Annotated in this window: 27 protein-coding genes and 1 other RNA gene; 14 read left to right on the forward strand and 14 right to left on the reverse strand. The window is 63.2% G+C overall.

Going from position 1 to position 25,946, the window contains the following annotated elements:
• Positions 1–46: 46 nt before the first annotated feature.
• The 6 genes from KT882_RS25735 to KT882_RS25760 all read left to right on the forward strand — a co-directional run bounded on the left by KT882_RS25735 (position 47) and on the right by KT882_RS25760 (position 6,087).
• Positions 47–2,131, forward strand: a complete 2,085-nt coding sequence (locus KT882_RS25735) for a M3 family metallopeptidase (RefSeq protein ID WP_161073390.1) — start codon at positions 47–49, stop codon at positions 2,129–2,131.
• Between the two features lie 6 nt (positions 2,132–2,137).
• A complete protein-coding gene (locus KT882_RS25740) occupies positions 2,138–2,770 on the forward strand; it encodes a glutaredoxin family protein (protein WP_161073389.1) in 633 nt (210 codons plus the stop codon).
• 52 nt (positions 2,771–2,822) lie between these two features.
• Positions 2,823–3,248: a DNA polymerase III subunit chi gene (locus tag KT882_RS25745; RefSeq protein ID WP_161073388.1), complete on the forward strand. Its 426-nt coding sequence runs from the start codon at positions 2,823–2,825 to the stop codon at positions 3,246–3,248.
• The gene (locus tag KT882_RS25750; RefSeq protein WP_228893631.1) at positions 3,245–3,598 is read left to right on the forward strand and encodes a hypothetical protein; all 354 of its coding nucleotides are present in this window, start codon (positions 3,245–3,247) and stop codon (positions 3,596–3,598) included. Before KT882_RS25745 ends, KT882_RS25750 begins: the two co-directional genes overlap by 4 nt.
• Before the next feature lie 136 nt (positions 3,599–3,734).
• Entirely contained in the window at positions 3,735–4,877 is a 1,143-nt protein-coding gene (locus tag KT882_RS25755) for a branched-chain amino acid ABC transporter substrate-binding protein (protein ID WP_161073386.1), read from the forward strand.
• Positions 4,878–4,956: 79 nt separating this feature from the next.
• Complete coding sequence (locus KT882_RS25760; protein ID WP_228893632.1) at positions 4,957–6,087, forward strand: branched-chain amino acid ABC transporter substrate-binding protein; 1,131 nt, start codon at positions 4,957–4,959, stop codon at positions 6,085–6,087.
• A gap of 27 nt (positions 6,088–6,114) precedes the next feature.
• Here the strand turns inward: KT882_RS25760 and KT882_RS25765 are convergent, their stop codons facing one another.
• Positions 6,115–6,426: a c-type cytochrome gene (locus KT882_RS25765; RefSeq protein WP_161073384.1), complete on the reverse strand. Its 312-nt coding sequence runs from the start codon at positions 6,424–6,426 to the stop codon at positions 6,115–6,117.
• A 135-nt stretch (positions 6,427–6,561) separates the two neighbouring features.
• On the opposite strand from KT882_RS25765, the gene KT882_RS25770 reads away from it, so the two are divergent.
• A complete protein-coding gene (locus KT882_RS25770) occupies positions 6,562–6,786 on the forward strand; it encodes a TIGR04438 family Trp-rich protein (RefSeq protein WP_161073383.1) in 225 nt (74 codons plus the stop codon).
• 52 nt (positions 6,787–6,838) lie between these two features.
• Here KT882_RS25770 and KT882_RS25775 read toward each other — a convergent pair whose 3' ends face one another.
• Together KT882_RS25775 and ilvD are read right to left on the reverse strand one after the other, a co-directional pair.
• Complete coding sequence (locus tag KT882_RS25775; RefSeq protein ID WP_228892791.1) at positions 6,839–7,798, reverse strand: IS110 family RNA-guided transposase; 960 nt, start codon at positions 7,796–7,798, stop codon at positions 6,839–6,841.
• A gap of 226 nt (positions 7,799–8,024) precedes the next feature.
• A complete protein-coding gene (ilvD, locus tag KT882_RS25780) occupies positions 8,025–9,887 on the reverse strand; it encodes a dihydroxy-acid dehydratase (protein WP_228893633.1) in 1,863 nt (620 codons plus the stop codon).
• Between the two features lie 120 nt (positions 9,888–10,007).
• Between ilvD and KT882_RS25785 the strand changes: the two genes are divergently transcribed.
• Entirely contained in the window at positions 10,008–10,910 is a 903-nt protein-coding gene (locus KT882_RS25785; RefSeq protein WP_228893634.1) for a LysR family transcriptional regulator, read from the forward strand.
• Positions 10,904–11,722, forward strand: coding sequence for a prolipoprotein diacylglyceryl transferase (gene lgt / locus KT882_RS25790; protein WP_161073380.1), 819 nt, complete (start codon positions 10,904–10,906; stop codon positions 11,720–11,722). Before KT882_RS25785 ends, lgt begins: the two co-directional genes overlap by 7 nt.
• On the opposite strand, the gene KT882_RS25795 is transcribed toward lgt, so the two are convergent.
• The 5 genes from KT882_RS25795 to KT882_RS25815 form a co-directional block, all read right to left on the reverse strand.
• Complete coding sequence (locus tag KT882_RS25795) at positions 11,723–12,181, reverse strand: EVE domain-containing protein (protein WP_161073379.1); 459 nt, start codon at positions 12,179–12,181, stop codon at positions 11,723–11,725.
• A 73-nt stretch (positions 12,182–12,254) separates the two neighbouring features.
• Positions 12,255–12,433, reverse strand: a non-coding RNA gene (gene ssrS, locus KT882_RS25800) — 6S RNA.
• Between the two features lie 46 nt (positions 12,434–12,479).
• A complete protein-coding gene (locus KT882_RS25805) occupies positions 12,480–12,791 on the reverse strand; it encodes a cell division protein ZapA (protein WP_161073378.1) in 312 nt (103 codons plus the stop codon).
• The gene (locus KT882_RS25810; protein WP_161073377.1) at positions 12,788–13,024 is read right to left on the reverse strand and encodes a hypothetical protein; all 237 of its coding nucleotides are present in this window, start codon (positions 13,022–13,024) and stop codon (positions 12,788–12,790) included. Before KT882_RS25810 ends, KT882_RS25805 begins: the two co-directional genes overlap by 4 nt.
• Positions 13,025–13,258: 234 nt before the next feature.
• Entirely contained in the window at positions 13,259–13,582 is a 324-nt protein-coding gene (locus KT882_RS25815; protein WP_228893635.1) for a hypothetical protein, read from the reverse strand.
• Positions 13,583–13,979: 397 nt separating this feature from the next.
• On the opposite strand from KT882_RS25815, the gene groES reads away from it, so the two are divergent.
• A complete protein-coding gene (gene groES, locus KT882_RS25820) occupies positions 13,980–14,270 on the forward strand; it encodes a co-chaperone GroES (RefSeq protein ID WP_056393686.1) in 291 nt (96 codons plus the stop codon).
• Between the two features lie 18 nt (positions 14,271–14,288).
• Positions 14,289–15,935 carry a chaperonin GroEL gene (gene groL / locus KT882_RS25825; protein ID WP_161073375.1) on the forward strand — a complete coding sequence of 549 codons (1,647 nt, stop codon included), beginning with the start codon at positions 14,289–14,291 and terminating at the stop codon, positions 15,933–15,935.
• An 84-nt stretch (positions 15,936–16,019) separates the two neighbouring features.
• Here the strand turns inward: groL and KT882_RS25830 are convergent, their stop codons facing one another.
• A complete protein-coding gene (locus KT882_RS25830) occupies positions 16,020–16,418 on the reverse strand; it encodes a hypothetical protein (protein WP_228893636.1) in 399 nt (132 codons plus the stop codon).
• Between the two features lie 171 nt (positions 16,419–16,589).
• On the opposite strand from KT882_RS25830, the gene KT882_RS25835 reads away from it, so the two are divergent.
• Positions 16,590–17,123, forward strand: coding sequence for a hypothetical protein (locus KT882_RS25835; protein WP_187358748.1), 534 nt, complete (start codon positions 16,590–16,592; stop codon positions 17,121–17,123).
• A gap of 95 nt (positions 17,124–17,218) precedes the next feature.
• On the opposite strand, the gene KT882_RS25840 is transcribed toward KT882_RS25835, so the two are convergent.
• Together KT882_RS25840 and KT882_RS25845 are read right to left on the reverse strand one after the other, a co-directional pair.
• A complete protein-coding gene (locus KT882_RS25840; protein ID WP_161073373.1) occupies positions 17,219–18,466 on the reverse strand; it encodes an MFS transporter in 1,248 nt (415 codons plus the stop codon).
• 11 nt (positions 18,467–18,477) lie between these two features.
• Positions 18,478–19,005, reverse strand: a complete 528-nt coding sequence (locus tag KT882_RS25845) for a PadR family transcriptional regulator (protein WP_228893637.1) — start codon at positions 19,003–19,005, stop codon at positions 18,478–18,480.
• Between the two features lie 130 nt (positions 19,006–19,135).
• On the opposite strand from KT882_RS25845, the gene KT882_RS25850 reads away from it, so the two are divergent.
• Positions 19,136–19,804: a hypothetical protein gene (locus tag KT882_RS25850; RefSeq protein ID WP_161073372.1), complete on the forward strand. Its 669-nt coding sequence runs from the start codon at positions 19,136–19,138 to the stop codon at positions 19,802–19,804.
• Here KT882_RS25850 and KT882_RS25855 read toward each other — a convergent pair whose 3' ends face one another.
• The 3 genes from KT882_RS25855 to KT882_RS25865 all read right to left on the reverse strand — a co-directional run bounded on the left by KT882_RS25855 (position 19,805) and on the right by KT882_RS25865 (position 23,965).
• Entirely contained in the window at positions 19,805–20,338 is a 534-nt protein-coding gene (locus KT882_RS25855; RefSeq protein WP_228893638.1) for a hypothetical protein, read from the reverse strand. It abuts the gene before it with no gap.
• 1 nt (position 20,339) lies between these two features.
• On the reverse strand, positions 20,340–22,217 hold the full coding sequence (locus KT882_RS25860) for a glucokinase (RefSeq protein WP_228893639.1): 1,878 nt from the start codon (positions 22,215–22,217) through the stop codon (positions 20,340–20,342).
• 125 nt (positions 22,218–22,342) lie between these two features.
• A complete protein-coding gene (locus KT882_RS25865; RefSeq protein ID WP_228893640.1) occupies positions 22,343–23,965 on the reverse strand; it encodes an alpha-glucosidase in 1,623 nt (540 codons plus the stop codon).
• Positions 23,966–24,213: 248 nt separating this feature from the next.
• Between KT882_RS25865 and KT882_RS25870 the strand changes: the two genes are divergently transcribed.
• Positions 24,214–25,857 carry a POT-type proton-dependent oligopeptide transporter gene (locus KT882_RS25870; RefSeq protein WP_161073368.1) on the forward strand — a complete coding sequence of 548 codons (1,644 nt, stop codon included), beginning with the start codon at positions 24,214–24,216 and terminating at the stop codon, positions 25,855–25,857.
• Positions 25,858–25,946 lie beyond the last annotated feature (89 nt).

Genomic DNA, 25,946 nt, shown 5'->3' on the forward strand with positions numbered 1-25,946 from the left:
GGTCAGACCCCGTCGGGGTCTGCCCCCAGCCTTCATTGGACAGACTATGACTACTGACGCAAGCAACAATCCCCTGCTGGACTTCTCCGGCCTGCCCCGTTTCGACGCCATCACGGCCGAACACGTGACGCCGGCCATCGACCACCTGCTGGAAAAGAGCTACGCCGTGGTCGCCGCGCTGGAAGCCCCCACCGACGAAGTGACGTGGGACAACTTCGTGGCGCCGCTGGAAGACGCCTCGGAGCTGCTGGGCCGCGCCTGGGGCGTGGTCAGCCATCTGAACAATGTGGTCGACACGCCCGAGCTGCGCGCGGCCTACAACGAAAACCAGCCGAAGATGACCGAGTTCGGCACCGCCGTGGCGCAAAACGAGGCGCTGTTCGCCAAGTACAAGGCGCTGCGCGCCAGCGCCGGCTTCGACGCGCTGGAACCGGCGCGCAAACGCATCATCGACAACGCCATCCGCGACTTCCGCATGGGCGGCGCGGAACTGCCGGCCGAACAGAAAGAGCGCTTCGCCGCCATCCAGGAAGAACACGCGGCGGTCTCGACGCGCTTCTCGGAAAACGTGCTGGACGCCACCAACGACTATAAATTGACGGTCGAGGACGAGGCCGACCTGGCCGGCCTGCCGGACGACGCCAGGCAGGCCGCCAAGGCGCTGGCCGAGAAAGAAGGCAAGCCGGGCTGGATGTTCTCGCTGCACTTCCCGTCCTACTACCCCATCCTGCAATTCGCGGACAAGCGCGCGCTGCGCGAAACCGTGTACCGCGCCAACGCCACCAAGGCGTCCGATCTGGGCGAGGTGTTCAGCAAGCGCGAGGACTGGGACAACACCGGCAACATCGTCACGCTGCTGAAGCTGCGCGACGAGGAAGCCAAGCTGCTGGGCTACAAGAATTTCGCCGAAGTCTCGCTGGTGCCCAAGATGGCCAAGGATCCCGAGCAGGTGATCGCCTTCCTGGAAGACCTGGCGCGCCGCGCGCGGCCCTACGCCGAGCAGGACTACGCCGAGCTGAGCACCTTCGCCAAGGACGAGCTGGGCATAGACCAGCTGCAAGCCTGGGACATCCCCTACGCGTCCGAAAAGCTGCAGGAAGCCCGCTACGCCTTCTCGGCGCAGGAAGTGAAGCAGTACTTCCCCGAGCACAAGGTGGTGGACGGCCTGTTCCGCCTGATTTCCTCGCTGTTCTCCGTCACCATCGCCCCGGACGAGGCGCCCGCCTGGCACAAGGACGTGCGCTTCTTCCGCATCGAGCGCGACGGCAAGCTGCTGGGCCAGTTCTACCTGGACCTGTACGCGCGCGCCGGCAAGAGCGGCGGCGCCTGGATGGACGACGCGCGCGGCCGCCGCCTGGGCGCGAACGGCCAGCTGCAAACGCCGGTCGCCTATCTCACCTGTAACTTCACCGAACCGGCCGTTATCGACGGCAAAGTGCAGCCATCGCTGTTCACGCACGACGAAGTCATCACCCTGTTCCACGAATTCGGCCACGGCCTGCACCACATGCTGACCCAGGTAAACGAGCTGGGCGTGTCCGGCATCTCCGGCGTGGAATGGGATGCTGTGGAACTGCCGTCGCAGTTCATGGAAAACTTCTGCTGGGAATGGGAAGTGCTGAGCCACATGACCGCGCACGCGGCCACCGGCGCCGCCCTGCCGCGCGCGCTGTACGACAAGATGCTGGCCGCCAAGAACTTCCAGTCCGGCATGCAGACGCTGCGCCAGGTCGAGTTCTCGCTGCTGGACATGCATCTGCACTACGACTTCCAGCCGGACGGCGCCAAGACCGTGCAGCAGGTGATCGACGAAGTGCGCGCCAAGTTCTCCATCGTGATCCCGCCGGCGTTCAACCGCTTCCAGAACTCCTTCGGCCACATCTTTGCGGGCGGCTACGCGGCAGGCTACTATAGCTACAAATGGGCCGAAGTGCTGTCCGCCGACGCCTACGCAGCCTTCGAGGAAGCCCAGGCGCTGGGCGAAGACGCGGTATCGGAAACCGGCAAGCGCTACCTGCGCGAAATCCTGTCGGTGGGCGGCTCGCGCCCTGCGCTGGAATCGTTCACGGCCTTCCGCGGCCGCGAACCCAGCATAGACGCCCTGCTGCGCCACAGCGGCATGGCGGCATAAGGAGGAATGATGCAACTGCGGCTGGCAATGGTTTTACTTATGTGCGCAGGCACGGCCAGCGCGCAGATGTATAAATGGAAGGACGCCAAGGGCGTGACGCATTACAGCGACACGCCCCCGCCGGCATCCGCGCCGGGCAAGGCGGTGGAGCTGAAATCCTTCAGCACCGGCAGCCAGCCCGCGCTGCCGGCCGAACTGGCAGCCGCCGTGCAAAGCCGCCCGGTCACGCTGTACACCACCGCCAGTTGCGCCGGCTGCGACCAGGGCCGCGCCCTGCTGCAGGCGCGCGGCATTCCCTACACCGAAAAAACCGTCAACAGCGTGGAAGACCACGCCGTGCTCAAGCGCGCCGGCAGCGCGGGCCAGCTGCCGCTGCTGCTGATAGGACGCGGCAAGCAGGTCGGCTTTGAGCAAAGCACCTGGGACACGCTGCTGTCCGACGCCGGCTATCCCACCCAGCCCATGCTGCCCGCCGGCTACAGCAATCCTGCGCCCGCCCCGGCTGCGCCGCCGCCCGGTCCCAGCGCCCAGGAGCGCGCGCTGGCGGAGTCGAAAGCTGCCGCAAAAGCGGCTGCGGAGCAAGCGGATCGTGAACGCCGTTTGCGCCCCGTCAACGCCCCGCCGGATTTCCAATTCTAAAGTCCGGCTACGGTTAAAATGCTGGACCGACACTCGCTTTGCCAGTCCAGCCATGACCCGTATCGATTTCCACACCAACGTTCCCGACAAGATAGCCTACGCCTGCCGCCTGGTGCGCAAGGCCTATGCGGCGCGCAACCGCATCGTGCTGATGGCCGAGGATATGGAGCAGTTGGCCGATCTTGACGAGGCTTTATGGACGTTTTCCGGCGTCGACTACCTGCCGCATGTGCTCTGCGGCGACGCGCTGGCGGCCGAAACGCCCATCGTGCTGGCCTGCAGCGACGAGGCCGAGCTGCCGCATACCGACCTGCTGGTGAATCTGTCGAGCCGCACGCCCGCCATCTTCCCCCGCTTCCAGCGCGTGATCGAAGTGGTGTCGTCGGAAGAAAACGACGCAGCGGCCGGACGCAAGCGCTATGTGTCGTATAAACAGCAGGAATACCAACCCACCCACTTCGTCGCCAACAAATCATGAGCCCAGCCCATCCGTTTGATGCGTCCATCCCCGTCCTGACCGAAGTGCTGGACGATGAGCCCGTTGTTCTCGAGCCTGCTGCGGTGCAGCAGGCTCCCGTTCCGCAGCCGCAGCCGAACGAATGGGAAACGCTGGAGCGCCAGCTCTGCGAACGCATCCTGGCACAGCTGCAATCGCGCGTCGATTTCGTGCTGGAGCAGCGCATCAAAGACAGCATGGAAGAAGTGCTGAGCCACGCCTTGCGCGGGCTGACGGCGGAGATCCGCAGCGGCCTGCACGACACCCTGTCCAAGATCGTCAGCCGCGCCGTGGCGCAAGAGCTGACCCATCTGCAAGCGCAGAAAAAATAGTATCAATTTAGTCAAATTGCACAAAACCTCCGCTTCGCGCTTTGCGCGACGGATATTTTGTTGTACCTTCTCGTGCAGCGGAACCAGAAGTGGCGTTCATGAGACGCCGCCGTTACTAATCCATCGGAGAATGTTCATGCAGTTCAACACCAAGTTGATTCCATTTGCCATCGCAATGGCTTTTGCTGGCAGCGCAAGCGCGCAGGAAATTATCAAGATCGGCCACGTCGGCCCAGTCTCCGGCCCTTCGTCCCACCTCGGCAAGGACAATGAAAACGGCGCCCGCATGGCGATCGAGGATTTGAACGCAAAGAACCCGCAGATCAACGGCAAACCCGTCAAATTCGTGCTGCAGGCCGAAGACGACGCCAGCGATCCGAAACAAGGCACCACCGTGGCGCAGAAGCTGGTCGACTCCCACGTGAATGGCGTGGTCGGCCACCTGAACTCCGGCACCTCCATCCCCGCCTCCAAGATCTACTCGGACGCCGGCATTCCGCAGGTGTCGCCCGCCACCACCCAGACCAAATACACCCAGCAAGGCTTCAAGACCACCTTCCGCATCGTCGCCAACGACGCCAAGCTGGGCGGCACGCTGGGCGCTTACGCCGTCAACAAGCTGGGCGCGAAGAAAATCGCCGTCATCGACGACCGCACGGCCTACGGCCAGGGCGTGAAGGACGAGTTCGTGAAGGGCGCGACCAAGGCCAAGCCTGGCGTGCAGATCGTCGCCAAGGAATTCACCACCGACAAGGCCACCGACTTCAACGCCATCCTGACCACCATCAAGGCCAAGAACCCGGACCTGGTGTTCTTCGGCGGCATGGACTCGGTCGGCGGCCCGCTGCTGCGCCAGATGAAGGCGCTGGGCATCAACGCCAAGTACATGGGCGGCGACGGCCTGTGCACCGACGCGCTGCCGCGCCTGTCCGGCGACAACGCGCCGGAAAGCGTGGTCACCTGCGCCGAAGCGGGCGGCGTCTCGCCGGAACTGCAGAAGAATATGGACGACTTCCGCGCCCGCTACAAGAAGAAATACAACCAGGAAGTGCAGCTGTACGCGCCCTACGTATACGACTCGGTGATGGTGATCGCCCAGGCCATGACGGACGCCAAATCGTCCGACCCGGCCAAATACCTGCCTTACCTGGCCAACATCAAATACCAGGGCGTCACCGGTCTGATCGCCTTCGATTCCAAGGGCGACATCAAGGACGGCTCGCTGACCCTGTTCACCTACCGTAACGGCGTCAAAACCAAAACCGAAGTCATCAAATAACCTGGTTACACATAATCGGCGATAATTGCCCTAGGCCGTCCAGCGCTGGACGGCCTTTTTTCATTTTAAGGATAGCAACATGCAAATAAAGTACATCGCTGCTGCGCTCGCGCTGGCATTCACAGGCAGCATCTCCAACTTGGCTGCGGCCCAGGAAGTCGTCAAGATAGGCCACGTTGCCGCCACTTCCGGCCCTTCGGCCCACCTGGGCAAGGAAGACGAGAACGGCGCCCGCATGGCGGTTGAGGATTTAAACGCCAAAGGCTTCAAGATCAACGGCAAAGCCGTCAAGTTCGTGCTGCTGGCCGAAGACGACGCGGGCGACCCGAAACAGGGCACAGCCGCGGCGCAAAAGCTGGTGGACGCAAAGATCAACGGCATTATCGGCCACCAGAACTCCGGCACCTCGATACCCGCCTCCAAGATCTACTACGACGCCGGCATCCCGCAGATCTCCGCCTCGGCCACCAGCCCGGTCTACACCCACCAGGGCTTCAACACCGCCTTCCGCATCGTCGCCAATGACAACAAGCTGGGCGGCACGCTGGGCAAATACGCGGTGAGCAAGCTGGGCGCGAAGAAAATCGCCGTGATCGACGACCGCACCGCCTACGGCCAGGGCGTGGCCACCGAGTTCATCAAGGGCTCCAAGGGCGCGCAAATCGTCGCCAAGGAATTCACCACCGACAAGGCCAGCGACTTCACCGCCATCCTCACCTCCATCCGCGCCAAGAACCCGGACCTGGTGTTCTTCGGCGGCATGGACGCCATTGCCGGCGCGCTGCTGCGCCAGATGAAGGCGCTCGGCATCAAGGCCCACTTCATGGGTGGCGACGGCGTGTGCACGGAAGCGCTGCCCAAGCTGTCGGGCGGCGCGGACGGCCTGGTCACCTGCGCCGAAGCGGGCGGCATCCTGCCTAGCCAGCGCAAAGGCCTGGACGAGTTCGCGGCCCGATACAAGGCCAAGTACAACTCCGAAGTGCAGATCTACGCGCCCTACGCCTACGACGCCGTGATGGCCATGACGGCCGCCATGGCCGAAGCCAAGTCCGCCGATCCCGCCAAATACCTGCCGGTGCTGGCCAAGATCAAATACCAGGGCATCACCGGCCCGATCAGCTTCGACAAGTTCGGCGACATCAACAACGGCTCGCTGACCCTGTACGGCTACAAGGACGGCAAGCGCCAACTGATCGAAGTTGTCCGCTAAAAAAAAGGAGCCCGAGGGCTCCTTTCATCATTTCTGGGCCAGGACCCATTTCACCAGGGTCTTGGCTTCCGCCTCGCTGACCTGTGGGTTGGCTGGCATCGGGATCGCGCCCCAGACGCCGGAACCGCCCTTCATGACCTTGGCCACCAGCTTGGCTTCGGCGTCTTTTTGGCCGGCGTATTTCGCTGCCACATCCTTGTAAGCCGGACCGACCAGCTTGTTGGCTACCGCGTGGCAAGCCATGCAGTTCTTCGCCTTGGCCAAGTCTGCGTTCGCCATTGCGGATTGCGTAGCGAAAGCCGAAACGGCCACCATACCTATCATCAGAAATCGTTTCATCGTTTTCTCCAAAGTAACTACATTCATTCTAACGCTTTTCCACAACGCTGGCATGATAGCCGGGGTTGACCTCGCCCACAATATCGCCCCCGGTATAGGTCTTTCTTTTGTAAGATGATGTAAAGGAGAATTTCTATGCCGCTGATTTTATTGATACTGGCCTTGTGCGGGCTGCGCTACTTCGAGGTGTGGCGCTTTGCCGAGGTGTCCTGGTGGTGGATCGTCGGCCTGATGGTGTTCGCCTTCGTCTGGTTCGAGTTCCTGGAGCCGATGCTGGGCCTGGACAAGCGCAAGGCCCACAACGTGGACGAACAGCGCCGCAAGGACCGCGTGAAGCAGAGCTTCAACAAAAAAAAATAGGAGGATCGCACGATCCCCCTACCGGTCCAGCACGTAGATACTGTTATGCCGGTCAAGCGTTTTGAAGCTCCTGATTGAATGGTTTGCCAGATTTTAAGACGCCGAAAGCAACGTGGACGAGCTTGCGCATCATGGCGCCGATCACCAGCTTGGCCGGCTTGCCTGCTGCTTGTAGGCGGGTGCGGAACTGGCGCCCCCAGTCGGTGCGGTACAGCGCCACCATAGCCGGCATGTACAGATTTTTGCGCAGATGCGCGTGGCCGATCTTGGACATCCGGGGCCGCTGCTTCACGCTTGATCCGGACTCATGTTGGCGCGGATCGAGGCCTGCAAAGGCGGCAGCCTGCCGACCGTTGTCGAAGCGCCCGGCATGCATGCCATAGGCCAGCAGTAACGCAATGGTATTGTCCCCGACACCGGGAATGGTATCGAGTAAGTCGCGTCTGCCGCGCATGTCGGGATCGTCGTTGATGTGATCACGTACGCGCTTGCGCAGCTGTTTAATCTGCTCGCCGAGCCAGGCAATATGCTGTTCGATATCGGCCCGGACCGATTCGCGCGCCACGTCCAGGCGGTTCGTTTCCTGCGTCTGCATGGCCAGCAGCGCATCCAGGCGCAGCACCATCGCTTTCAATTCCTGTTCGCTCAGCGGCGGCGGCTGCCATGCTTCCGGACCATGCTTGGCGCAGAACTCGGCAATGACCTTGGCGTCGACCTGGTCGGTCTTGGTGCGCACCAGCTGCGCCTGGGAAAACGCCTTGATCTGGGCCGGATTGACGACACTGACGCGGTAGCCCCGACGGGCAAAGAACTCCGCGATCGCCTCCCAATAGACGCCAGTGGCCTCCATGCAGATATGGGGCAACCCGTCCGTATGACTCTGCAGCCACGCTTCCAGTTTGGCAAAGCCAGCCTGGGTGTTTTCTACAACTTTCGCACGGTGTTTGCCCGTTTCCAGGCGCAGTGCGCAATCGACCTTCAATTTGGCGACATCTATACCAAGACACAACATTACTCTTCTCCTGATCAACCTTGCAAATGCGGGCTCACGGCACGCCGGGCCAAAGATACTGTTCGATCTTTAATGGAATAAGAGCAACTGCTGCGAAATCTACATCACGGTCTTGGCGACCAAGGGCGGGTACGGCATCCAGTTGCTCTGCCCCGACGTTCCGTTTTCGGGGCAGATGGAATAATACAAGGGCGGGTTAGCGGCACCGCCGCGTCACCCGCCGTTCTCAGCGCTTCAGCTGCGACAAATCGCGCACCGCGCCGCGGTCGGCGGACGTGGTCAGCGCCGCGTAGGCCTGCAGCGCCTGCGACACATAGCGTTCACGGTCGACCGGCAGCCAGGCGTCCGCGCCCTTGGCTTCCATGGCCGCGCGGCGCTCCGCCAGCGTGGCGTCGCTAATGCGCAAATTGATGGTGCGGTTCGGGATGTCGATATCGATCATATCGCCCTCTTCCACCAGGCCGATGGCGCCGCCTTCGGCCGCTTCCGGCGAAGCGTGGCCGATCACCAGGCCGGACGAGCCGCCCGAGAAGCGGCCGTCGGTGAACAGCGCGCAGGCTTTGCCCAGGCCCTTGGACTTGATGTAGGAGGTCGGATACAGCATCTCCTGCATGCCCGGACCGCCTTTCGGGCCTTCGTAGCGGATGATGACCACGTCGCCTTCGTGCACGGTGTCGCCCAGGATGGCTTCCACCGCCGCGTCCTGGCTTTCAAACACGCGCGCCTTGCCGCTGAACTTCAGGATGCTTTCGTCCACGCCGGCCGTCTTCACGATGCAGCCCTTTTCCGCCAGGTTGCCGTACAAAACGGCCAAACCGCCGTCCTGCGAGTAGGCGTGCGCCTTGTCGCGGATGCAGCCGGTTTCGCGGTTCAGGTCCAGCGACGCGAAGCGCTCGGACTGCGAGAACGCGGTCTGGGTCGACACACCGCCAGGCGCCGCGCGGAACATCTGGTGCACGGCGGGGTCGTCGCTGCGCTTGATGTCGTTGCGTTCGATGGCGTCGCCCAGCGTGGGCGCGTGGATGCTGTAGACCGAGGTGTCGAGCAGGCCGGCGCGCGCCAGTTCGCCCAGGATGGAGACGATGCCGCCGGCGCGGTGCACGTCTTCGATGTGGAACTTGTCCGTCATCGGCGCCACTTTGCACAGGCAGGGCACTTTGCGCGAGATGCGGTCGATGTCGGCCATGCTGAATTCGACTTCGGCTTCGTGCGCGGCGGCCAGCAGGTGCAGCACGGTGTTGGTGGAGCCGCCCATGGACACGTCCAGCGCCATGGCGTTCTCGAACGCAGCCTTGGTGGCGATGGAGCGCGGCAGGACAGTCGCGTCGTCCTGCTCGTAGTAGCGCTTGGCCAGTTCCACCACCAGGCGGCCGGCTTTCAGGAACAGTTCCTTGCGGTCCGAGTGCGTGGCCAGGATGGTGCCGTTGCCCGGCAGGGACAGGCCAAGCGCTTCAGTCAGGCAGTTCATGGAGTTGGCGGTGAACATGCCGGAGCAGGAACCGCAGGTAGGACAGGCGGAGCGCTCGATCTCGGCCACGTCGGCGTCGGAAACGGTGCTGTCGCCGGCCTTGATCATGGCGTCCACCAAGTCCAGCTTGATGATCTTCTGGTTGCCGTTGACCACCTTGACCACCTTGCCCGCTTCCATCGGGCCGCCGGACACGAACACCACGGGGATGTTCAGGCGCATGGCGGCCATCAGCATGCCGGGGGTGATCTTGTCGCAGTTGGAGATGCAGACCATGGCGTCGGCGCAGTGCGCGTTGACCATGTATTCCACCGAGTCGGCGATCAGGTCGCGCGAAGGCAGCGAGTACAGCATGCCGCCGTGGCCCATGGCGATGCCGTCATCGACCGCGATGGTGTTGAATTCCTTCGCCACACCGCCGGACGCTTCGATCTCGCGCGCGACCAGCTGGCCCAGGTCTTTCAGGTGCACGTGGCCGGGAACGAACTGGGTAAAGGAATTGACCACGGCGATGATGGGCTTGTCGAAATCGCCGTCTTTCATGCCGGTGGCGCGCCACAGGGCGCGGGCGCCGGCCATGTTGCGGCCGTGGGTGGTGGTGCGGGAACGGTATTGGGGCATGGCTTTACTCCTATGATGTGCTAGCAGAGTGCCTTCCCCGCGCTGCCCTGTCAAATATTAGATTCCGCGCCCTGTGATACACTTTGCATATCACAGCAACGAAATACCATAGGATTCCATATGAATGTCGAATTGCGCCAGCTGCGCTACTTTGCCGCCGTGGCCGAGGAGCTGCATTTCGGCCGCGCGGCGCAGCGCCTGCACATGACGCAGCCGCCGCTGTCGCAGGCCATCCAGGCGCTGGAGGAGCTGCTGGGCGCGCCGCTGTTCGAGCGCAGCCGGCGCGGCGTGGCGCTGACGGCGGCCGGAGTGGCCCTGCTGCCGGAGGCGCGCCGCATGCTGGCGCAGGCGCAGGAGCTGCCGCAGCTGGTGCAGCGCGCCGCCGGCGGCGAGGTGGGGCGCCTGGCGCTGGCCTTCGTCTCGTCGGCCGACTACAGCGTGCTGCCGCCCTTCCTGCGCGCCTACCGCGCGGCCTATCCGCAGGTGCAGATCGCGCTGCAGGAAGCCACCTCGGACCTGCAGCTGGAAGACCTGCTGCACGCGCGCATCGACGCCGGCCTGCTGATCCCGCCGCTGCCCGAACGCGCGCGCGCGGAGCTGGACTATTTGCCTGTACTGAAGGAGCCGCTGGTGCTGGCCGCACCGGCCGGCCTGCCCGCGCTGCACGGCAAGCGCAAGGTGGCCTTGGGCGCCCTGCCCGCGCTGCCGCTGATTATCTTCCCGCGCGCGATTTCGCCGGCGCTGTACGACGCGGTGCTGGGCGTGTTCCGCGCGGCCGGCATCACGCCAGTGATCGGCCAGGAAGCGATCCAGATGCAGACCATCGTCAGCCTGGTGTCGGCTGGCATGGGCCTCGCACTTGTGCCACAATCGGTGTCGAATCTGAAGCGCCCCGGGGTAGAATACCGCGCGCTGCTCGACCCCACACCGCTGGTGGAGACGGGCCTGGCCTGGCGCCGCGACAATCCCTCGCCGGTGCTGCAGGGCTTCCTCGAACTGTTAAGAAAGAACACGCAATGCTGATACACCCGCTGCCCGACCCCATCGCCTTCTCGCTAGGTCCGGTCAAAGTCCATTGGTACGGGCTGATGTATGTGCTGGCCTTCGCCATGTTCGTGGCGCTGGGCCGGGTGCGCATCAGGCAGCCGCATATTGCCCGGCTGGGCTGGAAGAACCAGGACCTGGACGACATGCTGTTCTACGGCATGCTGGGCGTGGTGATAGGCGGGCGCATGGGCGAGGTGCTGTTCTACCGTCCCGAGTTTTTCCTGCACAATCCGCTCGAGATTTTCGCCGTGTGGCGCGGCGGCATGTCCTTCCACGGCGGCTTCCTGGGCGTGATGCTGGCCATGTGGCTGTGGGCGCGCAAGGCCGGGCGCAATGTGCTGGACGTGTACGACTTTATCGCGCCGCTGGTGCCGCTGGGCTACGCGGCCGGGCGCATCGGCAACTTCATCAACGCCGAACTGCCGGGCCGCATAGCCGACCCGTCGCTGCCGTGGGCCATGATCTGGCCCAACGTGGACGCGCTGCCGCGCCATCCGTCGCCGATCTACCAGGCGCTGGTGGACGGGCTGCTGGTGTTCGCCATCCTGTGGATGTTTGCGCGCCATGCGCGGCCGCGCCTGGCGGTGGGCGCCATGTACACGCTGCTGTACGGCTGCGCGCGCTTCTTCACCGAATACTTCCGCACGCCGGACTACGAAGTGGACTTCCTCGGCTTCACCATCTCGTCCGGCCAGCTGCTGTCGCTGCCGATGATCGTGGGCGCCATCCTGCTGCTGCTGTGGTCCTACAAGCGCAACATCGTCCCCACCGCCCCTGCGGCGGCTTAGCTATTTCAGCAGGGCCTGGATGGTTTTCCATTGCGCCGGGGTGACCGGCGTGATGGACAGGCGGCTGCCTTTTTGCAGCAGCACCATGTCTTCCAGCGCGGGGTTGGCGCGCAGTTCGGACAGCGGCAGCAAGCGCGTCTTGCGCACGGCCTTCACGTCCACCATCTGCCAGCGCGGCTCCTCCGGCTTGGACTTCGGGTCGTAGTAGTGGCTCCTGGGATCGAACTGCGTGTGGTCGGGATAAGCGCTGCTGGCCACTTCGGCAATGCCGGCGATGCCCGGCTGCGGACAGCTGGAGTGATAGAACAGCACCCCGTCGCCCACCTGCATGCCGTCGCGCATGAAGTTGCGCGCCTGGTAGTTGCGCACGCCGAACCACGGCACCGTGGACTGCGGCCTGGCCAGCACGTCGTCTATGCTCATCTCGTCCGGTTCGGACTTCATCAACCAGTAAGCCATGGCGCTCCTTCAAAAGGTATAGGCGTAAAAAAGCGGCTGCGCACCAAGGTGCTAACAACCGCTCTTTTGGGAATGAAACCCCGCCTGTGCCGCTATGCCGGCATCCCGAACCTGGTGGCTCAGGTGGTCACAGTTAGTTCAATTTCGGGTTCATCGGGCTAGCGACGCTCACTCCCATCAAACAAATTTCCGCGACCGTTGCAAACAAATGGTTCAAGGAATATATGGCATCCGCGAACACCGCAGGGTGACACGGAGTTTACTCCTGTATCGCCGCCAGGGAAAGGGCTTTCGCGACTTAAAACAGAATTTCTTGCGGCGTCAGTGCGCTGTCGAGCACCTTGTTCATGGCCGCCATTTTGTCCTGCATGTCCAGCACCGACATATCCGACAACGGTCCTTGCGGCGAACGCGCCGACAGGAATTCGGCCGCCATGCCCAGCGCCGCCATCACGGCGATGCGGTCGTTGCCCTTGACGCGGTTGGCATCGCGGATGGCCGTCATCTTCTTGTCGAGGAAGCTGGCCGCTTCGCGCAGCGCGCGCTCTTCGTCTTCCTTGCACGCCAGGCGATAGGGCTGGCCCATGATGCTCACGTCCAGATGTATCATTGCACGTCCTCTTGCGCCGGCGCGGCGGCCGCTGCGCCTTCAATGGCGGGTATCTTTCCCAGCAGCGCCGACACGCGCGCGTGCGCCTCGGCCAGGCGCCGCTGGCAGGCCATATTGTCGGCCACCAGGGCCGCATTGGCCTGGCGCAGCTGTGCGTTTTCACGCCGCAGGGCCAGGCTCATCTCGGCGAGCTGGTCGATTTTGTCGGAAAGTTCTTGGAATTCTGAAATCATCCCGCAACTATAGGATGGCAAAGGAAGGCGCGTCAACAGCTACACGCGCATGATGCACATATTTAGGAGGAGTCCTCGGGCGATGGGAAAGATGCCAGGCGTGGCGCGCCGCATATTGATGTGCCTGGCGGCATGGACGGCGGCCGAACCGCGCGCCGCCGTCCAGGACGAACTGCGCCTGCAGCGGGAAGGCTATGCGCTACCGCAGGGCACCGTGCCAGATGATCGGCTTGGTCACGGCACTTTCCTGTATTCCGTCTTGCCGTTCGTGAGATGGCCGGATGCCTTATCAATGGCCAGCGCCACGTTGCCGAAATCGGTCGCGATTAAAAGCTGCCCCTCTTTGTAAGTCGCGGGAATGTACTTCGTTTCCGGCTTGCCAGTGGCAGGACTTGGGTGAGAGTCGCGCACCATAAATCCTTCGCCGTTGCGCTCGATGTTGAGGCGATAATCGTCGTACTGCACGTTCACCCACCTACCGACATACTCACCGCCGCCCTTCACGCCACATCCAGCCAGGAAGACCATCAGCACCGCCAAGCAGATCACCGCTTTCATCTTTTTCTCCTTATGAAGACGAGCCATCCCGCCGCAAAGCTCCGCGCCTTACCACTGGCAAACCAAGCGCTCGCGGCGCCGCAGCGTTCCGGTCAGATAGGCCTCAAGCGTCGACGGTCGCGTCGAATGGTTGAGTCACCGTCCTTAGTATAAGCCGCATTGATTTATTTGAAAGCTTGCCTTTTGCACCATCTGATCGACCTTGATCTGGCGCAAACAGTGGCGCTGTGGCCGGCGATTAATCAAATAAGTTCATGCCCGCCTTGAAATAGGGCATAAGCGTCCCTATAATTGGCACTCGTTAGCCGAGAGTGCTAACAAGGATACCGAGGTTGCGCTGCAGAAATGTTCTGGCCGCAGCCTCTCAGCACGACAACCATTGATAAAGGAGTTTTGTATGAACCTTCGCCCTTTGCACGATCGCGTCATCGTCAAACGTCTCGACCAGGAAACCAAAACCGCATCCGGCCTGATCATTCCTGACGCAGCCGCCGAAAAACCAGACCAGGGCGAAGTCCTGGCTGTGGGCAATGGCAAAGTGCTGGACGACGGCAAAGTGCGTCCGCTGGAAGTGAAAGTGGGCGACCGCGTTCTGTTCGGCAAATACTCCGGCCAAGCTGTCAAAGTCGACGGCGACGAGCTGCTGGTGATGCGCGAAGAAGACATCATGGCCGTTGTTAACAAGTAATCACAGGAGAATTCGAACATGGCAGCTAAAGACGTAGTATTCGGCGACGCAGCGCGCGCCAAGATGGTTGAAGGCGTGAACATCCTCGCCAACGCAGTCAAAGTAACCCTGGGTCCTAAGGGCCGTAACGTGGTGCTGGAGCGCTCCTTCGGCGCCCCTACCGTTACCAAGGACGGCGTATCGGTCGCCAAAGAAATCGAACTGAAAGACAAGCTGCAGAACATGGGCGCGCAAATGGTCAAGGAAGTTGCTTCCAAGACCAGCGACAACGCCGGCGACGGCACCACCACCGCGACCGTGCTGGCCCAGGCCATCGTGCGCGAAGGCATGAAGTTCGTAGCCGCCGGCATGAACCCGATGGACCTGAAGCGCGGCATCGACAAGGCAGTGGCTGCCACCGTCGAGCAGATCGCCATCCTGGCCCGTCCATGCACCACCACCAAGGAAATCGCCCAGGTTGGCGCGATCTCGGCCAACTCCGACTACTCGATCGGCGAGCGCATCGCTGAAGCGATGGAAAAAGTGGGCAAAGAAGGCGTGATCACCGTGGAAGACGGCAAGTCGCTGAACGACGAGCTGGACATCGTGGAAGGTATGCAGTTCGACCGCGGCTACCTGTCGCCATACTTCATCAACAACCAAGAGAAGCAAGTTGCCATCCTGGACAATCCATTCGTCCTGCTGTGCGACAAGAAAATCTCCAACATCCGTGACCTGCTGCCGGTACTGGAACAAGTTGCCAAAGCTGGCCGTCCGCTGCTGATCATCGCAGAAGACATCGAAGGCGAAGCGCTGGCCACCCTGGTTGTGAACAACATCCGCGGCATCCTGAAAACCTGCGCAGTGAAAGCCCCAGGCTTCGGCGACCGCCGCAAAGCCATGCTGGAAGACATCGCTGTCCTGACCGGCGGCCAGGTGGTTGCTGAAGAAATCGGCCTGACCCTGGAAAAAATCACCCTGGCGGAACTGGGCCAGGCCAAGCGTATCGAAGTGGGCAAGGAAAACACCATCGTGATCGATGGCGCCGGCGACGGTTCCAACATCGAAGCGCGCGTCAAGCAGATCCGCGTGCAGATCGAAGAAGCGACCTCGGACTACGACCGTGAAAAACTGCAAGAGCGCGTAGCCAAGCTGGCTGGCGGCGTTGCCGTGATCAAAGTCGGTGCAGCCACCGAAGTTGAAATGAAAGAGAAAAAAGCCCGCGTGGAAGATGCACTGCACGCCACCCGCGCTGCGGTTGAAGAAGGCATCGTGCCAGGCGGCGGCGTAGCCCTGCTGCGCGCCCGCTCGCAACTGACCGTCAAAGGCGACAATCCTGACCAGGAAGCTGGCATCAAGATCGTTCTGCGCGCGATGGAAGAGCCGCTGCGCATGATCGTGCAGAACGCCGGCGAGGAAGCATCGGTCGTCGTTGCAGCAGTGTTGGCCGGTTCGGGCAACCACGGCTACAACGCCGCCAACGGCACCTACGGCGACATGGTTGAAATGGGCGTTCTGGACCCAGCCAAAGTGACCCGTTCGGCACTGCAAAACGCAGCGTCGATCGCTGGCCTGATGCTGACCACCGACTGCATGGTGGCTGAAATCACCGAAGACAAGCCAGCCGGCGGTATGGGTGGCATGGGCGGTATGGGTGGCATGGGCGGCATGGACGGCATGATGTAATAGCCGTTCCGCGCCGAACCGCACCGGTTCATCGCTAAAAAAAAGCCCGCAAGGTTCGCGCCTTGCGGGCTTTTTTGCAATCCCTTACACCAGTTCGTACATGAGCGCTTCCGCTGCGGCAAGCTGATCATCCAATACAAGCAAGCAGCGGAATGGCTCGTCTCCAGGATGTGCCGCATGCAAAACGAACTGCGCCACATCCTGCGGCGATTCTCCCTGATGTGACGTCGTCGAAATGTTCAACCAGGAGGGTTCGCCCTGCTCCAGAACAAAGTCGATGTCATCTTCCAGCGCGTCTGCGTGGGGGCCGTACAGGGCGAACGATTCGGTTCCGACTGCGAGACTGGCCTTGGCCAACAAGTCGATCTCGGACGAGGCCGCAGGGTTTTGAAACGCCACCGGGCAAACCGTCGGCATGACCGTCAAATGACTGATTGCAGCCAAATCACCACGCCGTACCACCTTGATTTCGCATGATTGCATTGTCCATCCCTCCTGCTTTCTGAAGAAATCATACCCTCCTTTCACCTGTCCCTGACTGAGTACATAACGAGTTAAGCTTTTGCGGCGGAGCAAAGGGTCTGGTTGCCGCTGGTGACCCTTTGGTTTAGTATGGCCGCAACTTTCCTCTCTCTATGACAAGGCTGGCATCCGATGGCTCCGCGCTCCCCAAACTCGAAAACCGCTGCGATTGCCGGGGCGCTGGCCGGGCTGCTTGCGGCTGCCCTGGGCTCCTATTACGTGTACACCGTGCGCCATGAGGCCCAGCCACGCGCACAGGTGGCCACGGTGGCAAGCGCGGGCGCGGTGGCGCTGCAAGGCGGCATGGCCGGGGCGCAGGCTCCCGCCGCAAAGGGCGCGCTGAGCCGCGAGCAGGCGGTGGCGGCGCTGATGGCGCTGCCTGAACTGAAGGCCTGGGCGGACCGGATCGAGAAGTCGTCGAACGGGAAGGCGCATGGCGCGCTGATGGAGTACGACGCGCAGCTGCGCGCCGTGAAGGGAAAACAGTATTACCAGCTGAGCTTTGTCGAGAACAGCAGCGACGCGGCCCAGCGCTGGGAGAGCTTCCTGGTGGCGCAGTCGGACGGCGAAATCCTGGTGGATGACGACGTGTCCGGCGAGGCGCTCACGCTGGAGCAGTGGCGCAAGGACAAGAAGCCGCTGCAGCGCAGCGGGCCGGGCGAGTGACGCTGGCGGGTTACGGCGTGCCGCCTAACCCGCCCTACGCAACATGACGCGACACCACGCGATGCAATATGCCGGAACGCGCCGCAAACGCACTGTTATGCGGCTGAGCGCACTGTGGCGGGCGCTGCAACCGCCGCACTTTGAACGCGGCCTATCCACAATATCGCGCCCAGCGTCAGCGCGGCTGCCAGCCAGCCGTTGTAGCCGTAGCCTTCTATCTGCCCGCCGGCGCCGGTGCTGAGCCACAGGCCGCCGACGAAGGCGCCCAGCCCTGTCCCCATCTGCTGCACCGCCGAGTTGGCGCTCAGGAAGGCGCCGCGCCGCGACGGCTCGGGCACCGTGGTCATCAGGGCTTGCAGCGGCACGGTGCGGCCCGACAGCGCCGTCATAAAGAACGGGAACATCAGCACCAGGCCGATCAGCGGCACGTGCGGCAGGTGCGTGATCAGCATCAGCGGCACGATGGAAAAGCCGGCCACGTAGCGGAACACGCGCTGCTTGCCCGCCCTGTCCGCCCAGGCGCCGATATTGCGCGCGCTGAACAGCGTGGCCAGCCCGCCGGCCAGATAAATCCACGTGATCTCCGCCGGCTGCACGCCGTAATTGGCCACCAGCACCGGCGAAATAAAGGGTATCACCAGCATGCCGGACATCATGGTCATGCCGCTCAGCGCGAAGGCCTTCAGGTGCGCCGGCACGCGGAACATGGCGAGCAGCTCGGGCAGGATGCGCGCCACCGGCACCGGCTGCGCCTTCAGGTGCGAGGTCATGGACGGCAGCGCGCGCAGCGCCACGCCCCAGATCAGCAGCGAGAGCCCCACCAGCAGATAAAAGGCGGACTGCCAGCCGAAATGCGCCGACATCATCACGCCCGCCGGCACGCCGGCTATGGCGGCCAGGCTGAACGAGGTCATGACAATGCCGGTGGCCGCGCCGCGCCGCTCGGGCGGCACCAGGTCGCCGATGATGGCCATGCAGATCGAACCGAGCACGCCGCCTGTCACGCCGGCAAAGGCGCGCGACAGCACCAGCACATGGAAATTGGGCGCCATCGCACAAGCCAGGTTGGACAAGGTGAACAGGAAGAACATCGCCAGCAGCAGGCGCTTGCGGTCAAAGCGGTCGATATAGGTCATGGCCAGCAGGCCGGACAGGCCGGCGCACCAGGAATAGACCGAGACCGCGCCCGACACGGCCGCCGGCGTTTTGCCGAAGGCCTGCATCAGCTGCGGAGCGAGCGGCATCATCACCATGAAGTCCATGATGACGGTGAATTGCGTCAGCGCCAGCAGCCACAAAATCAGGCGTTCGCGGGCCGGCGAGACGGGTGTAACAGTTGCCATAGGCGCTCCCTTCAGTCCAGCTGATTGATCTCGTTGGCGGCGTTGCGCAGGATGGCGCGGATGTGCTGCAGCCGGGTTTCGTTCGGCGCGCCGTCGCGGGCGCGCGTGATGACCGCTTCCTTCAGCGCATGCATCAGCGAGCGCAGGTCGCCGCCCGCCTCGGCCGGCTCGCTCAGGCGCGCCATCATGGCGTCCACCATCTGGCGGTTCTCGTCCAGGAAGGCCTGGCCTTCCGGCGTGACCGTGTGCAGCTTCTTGGCGCCGTCATGGCTGATGGACACATGGCCCATATCGTACAGCATTGCCATCAGCGGGTAGATCGCGCCCGGGCTGGGGGTGTAGCTGCCGCCGGTGCGCTGCTCCAGCTCCTTGATAATCTCGTAGCCGTGGCGCGGTTTTTCCGCAATCAGCTGCAGCACCACGTAGCGCATGGCGCCCGAGTCGAACATCTTGGGACCGCGCCCGCCGCCGCCGCGATGGTGGCCGTGGCCGTGCATATGCGGGTGGAAACGATGATGGCCTTTGAAAAAGTGGAACATGGGAATCTCCATAAGATATATCGAAGTAAGATATATCTTAACCTGTTTTTTCAGGATTTCAAGATTTTTTTGTGCCACCCGCTTTCGCGCATTGCCGTATCATGCAAGCTCTGTCCCGTTGTCCACGTCCATGTTCAAGAAACTACTCGCCCTCTTTGGCAAAAAAGCTTCAGCGACGCCAGCCGGCCCCGCTGCCCCCAGTGCGCCCTACAAGCAGGACGAACTCAATCTGATTTACAACCTGCTGTTCTGCGACGAATCCTCGCTGTACCAGCCGCAAGGTACGGAAACGGCGCTGTTCGGCGAACAGGCCGACGCCGCCGTGGTGCGCACCATCGCCGAGGACAGCGACGAGGAAAGCCGCGTGCGCATCCTGGCCTGCAACTGGCTGCGCGAGAACGGCCATGCCGTACCCGCGCACGAGCTGCTGGGTGTAATCGTGGAAGTGCCCCTTGACGAGGGCCTGGACGTGCTGGCCGCCTACGCGGACGGCACCGTGCGCTACATCAACCAGACCGGCAAATTCGCGGTATTTGAAGGCGCGCCGGACGCGGTGGCGGACAGCGCCAAGGCGCTGGTGGAGACGGCCAAGCCGGCGCTGCGCCAGGCCACGCCGGCCAAGGGCGGCCGCATGCCGCCGCCGGGTCCGGGCCATCTGCGCATCGGCTTCCTGGCGTCGGACGGGCTGTATTTCACGCAGGGGACGTTTGAAGTGCTGGCCAAGGATGCGCGCGCGTCCTCCGCCATCCAGAGCGCGCAAACGCTGCTGGACCTGGTGGTGCGCCAGGCCAGCGAGTAATTACGCGCTGGCGTAGTCGGTGATGGTGATGCGCACCGCGTTGCGCGTGGCGTCCACCTTGAAAATATAGCCGCCCAGGCTTTCGAAATCGCATTCGCCATCCACCGGCGCGGTGCCGTCCTTGCAGATGGCCAGTTTGCCCGCCGCCGGTTTCAGCCCGTGGGCTTTTTTCAGGAAGGCCAGCAGGCCGGGCACGTCGCGCGCCGCCTTGCTGGTTTTCAGGCGCTGCATTTCCGCCGCAGCAAAGTCCAGCCAGTAGTTCAAATCATGCGCGCCGGCGGGACGCGGCAGCACCAGCGTATATTCCGTCACCAGCGTGTCCACGCACTGCGAATGCAGGATCTCCAGCCGCACGTCCTTCTCCACCTGCGCGGATTCGGCGGCGCCGTTGTTCTTCTTGCGCACAAAGGTCTGCTGCGGATAGGCCTGCGCCTGCAGCGCCGGGGACGGCGGCTGGAAGGTGCAGGCCTCTGCGGCCTGCGCGGCGCCCGGCAGGGCAAGCGCCAAGGCCAGGGCGGCGGCGTAGATTTTCATATCAGCTGTCCAGGTGGGAAATCAGCAGGCGGCGGCTGTCGGCCTCCACGCCCTCGCCCGCTTTGCGTTCCAGCACCAGCTCCGCGTTCTGCGCGTCCACCGAAATGCCCACCGACAGAATGTCGATCAGCAGCAGCTGCAAAATGCGCGAGATCATGGACAGGAAGGTCGTGCTGTCCTCCGAGTGGTCCACCGCCAGGCACACCGAGGCGCGCTTGGCCAGCGGCGACTGGCTGCTGGTGATGGCGATAACGTCCGCACCGGCCGCGCGCGCCGCGTCCACCGCGTCCAGCAGCTCCGGCAGCTTGCCGGAATTGGAGATGGCGATCACCACGTCGCCCGCCTTCAGCAAACCGGCGGCCAGCACGAACAAATGCGAGTCGCCATAGGCTGCGGTAGGAATGCGGAAGCGGAAGAATTTGTGCTGGCCGTCCAGCGCCACCACGCGCGAATTCCCCATCGCGAAGAACTCGATGCGCTTGGCCTTGGCCACCAGCGCGATGGCCTTGTCCAGCGAACGCACGTCCAGCTGGTCGCGGAATTTCAGGATGGCGGACACGGTGTTGTCGATCACCTTGGCGCTCAGGTCGTGCGTGCTGTCGGACACGCGCACCTGGCTATGGCGCACAGGGATGGCGCCGGTCAGGCTGCTGGCGAACTTCAGCTTGAAGTCGGCCAGGCCGGAGAAGCCCAGCGAGCGGCAGAAGCGGATCACGGTCGGCTGGCTCACTTCGGCCAGGCGCGCGATGTCGGCGATCGGCTCGTTCAGCACCAGGCGCGGCTGCTCCAGCACCAGCGCGGCCACGCGCTGCTCGGCCGGGGTCAGCTCATGCTGCAGATGCTGCACGCGTTCCATCAGCGTGTTGGCGCCGCTGCGTCCGCGCAGGTGTTCGGACAGTATCGTCGCCACGCCGTAGAACGCCGGATTCGGCGTGGTGATGACGTAGGTGGGAATCTCGGACAGATACGTGGTGAAGCGGCCCTTGGCCTCGAAGCGCGCACGGAACGGCGACGAGGCGAACCACTCGCCCATGCGCGGCACGATGCCGCCGCCGATGAAGATGCCGCCGAAAGCGCCCAGCGTCACCGCCAGGTTGGCGCTGGCGCCGCCCAGCATGGCGCAGAAGCACTCCAGCACTTCCATGCACAGCGGGTCTTTGTCGGTCAGCGCGCCGGCCATGATCTCCTGCGCGTTCAGGTCTTTCACGTTGCGGCCGTTGCGCTTGGCGATGGCGCGGTAGATGATCTCCATGCCGGGGCCGGAAATCAGGCGCTCGGTGGAGACGTGCGGCCAGGTCTGCCATGCGTACTGCAGGATGGCGTATTCGCGCTCGTCGGCGGGCGCGAAGTTGGTGTGGCCGCCTTCCGAGCCGAGGGTGACGAAACCGTCCACCGTCGGAATCACGCCGGACACGCCCAGGCCGGTGCCCGGCCCCAGCACGCCGATCACGGAGTTGCTGGCCGGGGCGCCGTCGCCCACCTGCATCAGGTCCGCCGGCTTGAGGCCGGGCAGCGACATGGCCAGCGCGGTAAAGTCGTTCACCACCAGCAGCGTGTGCAGGCCCAGCGCGCGACGCACTTCGTCGGTGGAGAATTCCCAGTCGCGGTTGGTCATGCGCACGTAGTCGCCGCTGACCGGGTTGGCCACGGCCAGGGCCGCGTGGTTCAGCGTGATGTCGGCGTGGTCGGACAGATAGGTGCGCAGCAGCGGCACGATGCCGGTGAAGTCGTCGCACTTGAGCACGCGCACGGCGCGGAACTCGGACGGGCCGGTCTGCAGCGCAAAGCGCGCGTGCGTGGCGCCGATATCGGCCAGCAGGCGCGGACCGTCCGCGAAAGCGGTGCGGCTGGATTTTTGGTCAACTTCAGCTAGTCTCATCGTCGATTTTATTTTGTTGGGAATATAACGCCCGTGAAGGCGGCAAGGATACCCGAAATATGCGATGCGTTGGACCCTAAACCGAAAGGCCGGGGTCAGACCCGACGGGTCTGACCCCGGATTCCTCAGGCGGCGTAGCCGAACCAGGCGCCGTAAGCCGGCAGCGTCGCCGTGCCGTCGGCCGCCATCGCGCCCGGCAGCCCCGGCGCGCCGATCGTCTCCGCGCCTGCCGCCTGCGGCAGCGCAAACGTCAACGGCTCCTTGCCCAGATTGAACACGGCCAGCACGCTGCGCTCGCCCGCCAGGTCGCGGCGCAAAGCCAGCACCGGCTCCGGCGCGTCGAAGAAGACGACGTCGCCGCGCGTGAGCTGCGGCATGGTGCGGCGCCAGGCGATGATCTTGCGCGCAAACGCCAGCGGCGAAGCGGCGTCGGCTTCCTGCACCGAAGCGGCGCGGGCGATGTGCTTCTCATCCACCGGCAGCCACGGCTTGCCGCTGGTGAAGCCGCCGTTGGCGTCCTTGTTCCAAGCGATAGGCGTGCGGCAGCCGTCGCGGCCCTTGAACTCGGGCCAGAAGGTGATGCCGTAAGGGTCCTGCAGCAGTTCGTAAGGCACGTCCGCCTCGGTGAAGGCCAGCTCGTCGCCCTGGTACAGGCAAGGCGTGCCTTTGAGCGACAGCTGCATGGCCAGCACCAGCTTGGCCATTTCCGGCGACGGGTTCTCGCCGCCCCAGCGCGTCATCACGCGGATGGAATCGTGGTTGCCCACCGACCAGGAGGCCCAGCCATCCTTCACGCGCGCGCCGAACTGCTCCACCTGCGAGCGGATATGCTTGGCCGAGCACACCGGCGTGAGCAGGTTGAAACTATAGGCCATGTGCAGCTTGTCGCCGCCTTCGGTGTATTCGGCCATGACGGCCAGCGAATCGTCCGCGCCCACTTCGCCGATGGCGACGGCGCCGTATTCGTCCAGCAGCACGCGCAGCTTCTTCAGGAAGGCCACGTTCTCAGGCTGGGTCTTGTCGTGGATGTGGGCCTGCATGCCGTATGGGTTCACGTCCGTGACGGTGGAGGTGTCGCGCACCAGCGCCGGCGGATTGCTGCGCAGCGTACGGTCGTGGAAGTGGAAATTGCAGGCGTCCATGCGCACGCCGTCCACGCCGCGCTCCAGCCAGAAGCGCAGCGCGTCCAGGTGCGCCTGCTGCACTTCCGGGTTATGGAAGTTCAGGTCCGGCTGGCTGACCAGGAAGTTGTGCATGTAGTACTGCTTGCGGCGCGAGTCCCACTGCCAGGACGAGCCGCCGAACACCGACATCCAGTTGTTGGGCGGGCAGCCGTCCGGCGCCGGGTCGGACCAGACGTACCAGTCGGCCTTGGGATTGTCGCGGCTCTTGCGGCTCTCGGCGAACCACGGATGGTCTTCGGCCGTGTGCGACATCACCTGGTCGATCATGATTTTCAGGCCCAGGCTGTGCGCCTTGGCGATCAGCGCATCGAAGTCCGCCAGGGTGCCGAACAGGGGATCGACGTCGCAGTAGTCGGAAATGTCGTAGCCGAAGTCCTTCATCGGCGACTTGAAGAAGGGCGAGATCCAGACGATGTCCACGCCCAGCTGGGCGATGTAATCCAGCTTGGCGGTAATGCCGGGCAGATCGCCCACGCCATCGCCGTTGCTGTCTTTGAAACTGCGCGGATAAACCTGGTAGATGATCGCTTCGCGCCACCAGTTCGGAGACAATTCTTTGCTCATGTCGGTATCCATAGAGGGAGTTTGTAGAGAATATACATGATGTATTTGTTTTTTTCAATCACGAACTACGCGCATTAAATTGAACAATACACTTTAAAATCAATGACATAACGTTTTCACGTCAAACTCGAAGAGTAGTCAAACTACAATTTACCCACCGTTATTTACCGTGCAGCAACTTGCATATACCAGTTGCCAAGCGCAGCCGGTTCGGCATAGCATCCCGCAAAGACCAACAGGGAGAACCAATGACACAATCCGCAGCGCAGCAGGGCAACGGGCCACTGCCGCGACAAATCCCCTACATCATCGCCAACGAAGCCTGCGAACGCTTCAGCTTCTACGGCATGCGCAACATCCTCACCCCATTCCTGATCAGCACCCTGCTGCTGTTCATTCCGCTGGCCGACCGCCCCAGCGAAGCGAAGCACGTGTTCCACACCTTCGTGATCGGCGTGTACTTCTTCCCGCTGCTGGGCGGCTGGCTGGCCGACCGCTTCTTCGGCAAATACAACACGGTGTTCTGGTTCAGCCTGATCTACTGCGCGGGCCACGCCTGTCTTGCGGTGTTCGAGAAAAACCTGGAAGGCTTCTATCTGGGCCTGGCGCTGATCGCCTTCGGCTCGGGCGGCATCAAGCCGCTGGTGGCCTCCTTTGTGGGCGACCAGTTCGACCAGACCAACAAGAACCGCGCCAAGGTGGTGTTCGACGCCTTCTACTGGAGCATCAACTTCGGCTCCTTCTTCGCCTCGCTGCTGATGCCCATCTTCCTGCGCGACTACGGCGGCGCCGTGGCCTTCGGCATTCCTGGCATCCTGATGTTCGTGGCCACCTTCGTGCTGTGGCTGGGCCGCAAAAAATACGTGCACGTGCCGCCGGCCGCGCCGAATCCCAACTCCTTCATGAACGTGGCGAAAACCGCCCTGCTCAGCACCGCGCCGGGCAAGTCGCGCGTGGGCCTGCACTTCGCCGTCATCGGCGTGATCGGCGCACTGGGCTCGCTGGCCATGACGCCCAAGTGGGGCTTCGTGATCGCAGCCTGTACCGCGCTGGTGCTGCTGCTGGCCTTCGGCGGCATCGGCACCTCCATGCAGCTGGAGCGCGCGCGCGGCAAGCATAGCGACGAAGGCGTGGACGGCGTGCGCGCCGTGCTGCGCATCTTCATCGTGTTCGCGCTGGTGACGCCGTTCTGGTCCCTGTTCGACCAGAAGGCATCCACCTGGATCGTGCAGGCCAACGACATGACCCACCCGACCTACGAGCTGCTGGGCTGGAGCTTCAGCTTCGTGCCGGCGCAGATGCAGGCGCTCAATCCGCTGCTGGTGATGCTGCTGATCCCCTTCAACAACCTGGCCCTGCTGCCCATCCTGCGCGCGATCGGCATCGAACCGACCGCCCTGCGCCGCATGGGCGCCGGCATCTTCTTCTCCGCGCTGTCGTGGGTGGTGATCGGCACCATCCAGGTGGTGATGGACGGCGGCACGCCGGTGTCCATGGCGTGGCAGATCCTGCCTTACGCGCTGCTGACCTTCGGTGAAGTGCTGGTGTCGGCCACCGGCCTGGAATTCGCCTACAGCCAGGCGCCGTCCTCGATGAAGGGCGCCATCATGTCGCTGTGGTACCTGGCGGTCACCGTCGGCAACCTGTGGGTGCTGATACTGAACTCCAGCGTGAAGAACGAAGCGGTATCGGCCTACATCGCCAGCACGGGCTTCTCCGTGATGGCCTTCCAGATGTACTTCTTCGCCGCCTTCGCGGGACTGGCGGCGGCCATCTTCGCCTGGTACGCCACGCGCTACCGCATGGTGGACAACTACCGCCCCGAGCCAGATCCGAATCTCTGCTACGGCACCACGACGGCCCCGCAGACGTCCACCCCAAAGCCAGCGTAACCGCGTAGGGCGGGTTAGCGGGCCATGCCCGCGTAACCCGCCATTGAGGCGGAAATCCGCACAAGCCCGGCGGTAATTCCGGATTTCCG

Source organism: Pseudoduganella aquatica, assembly GCF_020865585.1.
Lineage (GTDB): Bacteria > Pseudomonadota > Gammaproteobacteria > Burkholderiales > Burkholderiaceae_D > Rugamonas > Rugamonas aquatica_A.

Excerpts from the sequence above, each read along its gene's own strand:
- KT882_RS25755 (WP_161073386.1), top strand. The coding sequence starts at position 3,735 with ATGCAGTTCAACACCAAGTTGATTCCATTTGCCATCGCAATGGCTTTT.
- KT882_RS25830 (WP_228893636.1), bottom strand. The coding sequence starts at position 16,418 with ATGCAATCATGCGAAATCAAGGTGGTACGGCGTGGTGATTTGGCTGCA.
- KT882_RS25760 (WP_228893632.1), top strand. The coding sequence starts at position 4,957 with ATGCAAATAAAGTACATCGCTGCTGCGCTCGCGCTGGCATTCACAGGC.
- KT882_RS25810 (WP_161073377.1), bottom strand. The coding sequence starts at position 13,024 with ATGATTTCAGAATTCCAAGAACTTTCCGACAAAATCGACCAGCTCGCC.
- KT882_RS25850 (WP_161073372.1), top strand. The coding sequence starts at position 19,136 with ATGTTCAAGAAACTACTCGCCCTCTTTGGCAAAAAAGCTTCAGCGACG.
- KT882_RS25835 (WP_187358748.1), top strand. The coding sequence starts at position 16,590 with ATGGCTCCGCGCTCCCCAAACTCGAAAACCGCTGCGATTGCCGGGGCG.
- ilvD (WP_228893633.1), bottom strand. The coding sequence starts at position 9,887 with ATGCCCCAATACCGTTCCCGCACCACCACCCACGGCCGCAACATGGCC.
- lgt (WP_161073380.1), top strand. The coding sequence starts at position 10,904 with ATGCTGATACACCCGCTGCCCGACCCCATCGCCTTCTCGCTAGGTCCG.
- KT882_RS25775 (WP_228892791.1), bottom strand. The coding sequence starts at position 7,798 with ATGTTGTGTCTTGGTATAGATGTCGCCAAATTGAAGGTCGATTGCGCA.
- KT882_RS25740 (WP_161073389.1), top strand. The coding sequence starts at position 2,138 with ATGATGCAACTGCGGCTGGCAATGGTTTTACTTATGTGCGCAGGCACG.
- KT882_RS25745 (WP_161073388.1), top strand. The coding sequence starts at position 2,823 with ATGACCCGTATCGATTTCCACACCAACGTTCCCGACAAGATAGCCTAC.
- KT882_RS25765 (WP_161073384.1), bottom strand. The coding sequence starts at position 6,426 with ATGAAACGATTTCTGATGATAGGTATGGTGGCCGTTTCGGCTTTCGCT.
- KT882_RS25845 (WP_228893637.1), bottom strand. The coding sequence starts at position 19,005 with ATGTTCCACTTTTTCAAAGGCCATCATCGTTTCCACCCGCATATGCAC.
- groES (WP_056393686.1), top strand. The coding sequence starts at position 13,980 with ATGAACCTTCGCCCTTTGCACGATCGCGTCATCGTCAAACGTCTCGAC.
- KT882_RS25855 (WP_228893638.1), bottom strand. The coding sequence starts at position 20,338 with ATGAAAATCTACGCCGCCGCCCTGGCCTTGGCGCTTGCCCTGCCGGGC.
- KT882_RS25815 (WP_228893635.1), bottom strand. The coding sequence starts at position 13,582 with ATGAAAGCGGTGATCTGCTTGGCGGTGCTGATGGTCTTCCTGGCTGGA.
- KT882_RS25735 (WP_161073390.1), top strand. The coding sequence starts at position 47 with ATGACTACTGACGCAAGCAACAATCCCCTGCTGGACTTCTCCGGCCTG.
- KT882_RS25860 (WP_228893639.1), bottom strand. The coding sequence starts at position 22,217 with ATGAGACTAGCTGAAGTTGACCAAAAATCCAGCCGCACCGCTTTCGCG.
- groL (WP_161073375.1), top strand. The coding sequence starts at position 14,289 with ATGGCAGCTAAAGACGTAGTATTCGGCGACGCAGCGCGCGCCAAGATG.
- KT882_RS25870 (WP_161073368.1), top strand. The coding sequence starts at position 24,214 with ATGACACAATCCGCAGCGCAGCAGGGCAACGGGCCACTGCCGCGACAA.
- KT882_RS25750 (WP_228893631.1), top strand. The coding sequence starts at position 3,245 with ATGAGCCCAGCCCATCCGTTTGATGCGTCCATCCCCGTCCTGACCGAA.
- KT882_RS25785 (WP_228893634.1), top strand. The coding sequence starts at position 10,008 with ATGAATGTCGAATTGCGCCAGCTGCGCTACTTTGCCGCCGTGGCCGAG.
- KT882_RS25770 (WP_161073383.1), top strand. The coding sequence starts at position 6,562 with ATGCCGCTGATTTTATTGATACTGGCCTTGTGCGGGCTGCGCTACTTC.
- KT882_RS25840 (WP_161073373.1), bottom strand. The coding sequence starts at position 18,466 with ATGGCAACTGTTACACCCGTCTCGCCGGCCCGCGAACGCCTGATTTTG.
- KT882_RS25795 (WP_161073379.1), bottom strand. The coding sequence starts at position 12,181 with ATGGCTTACTGGTTGATGAAGTCCGAACCGGACGAGATGAGCATAGAC.
- KT882_RS25805 (WP_161073378.1), bottom strand. The coding sequence starts at position 12,791 with ATGATACATCTGGACGTGAGCATCATGGGCCAGCCCTATCGCCTGGCG.
- KT882_RS25865 (WP_228893640.1), bottom strand. The coding sequence starts at position 23,965 with ATGAGCAAAGAATTGTCTCCGAACTGGTGGCGCGAAGCGATCATCTAC.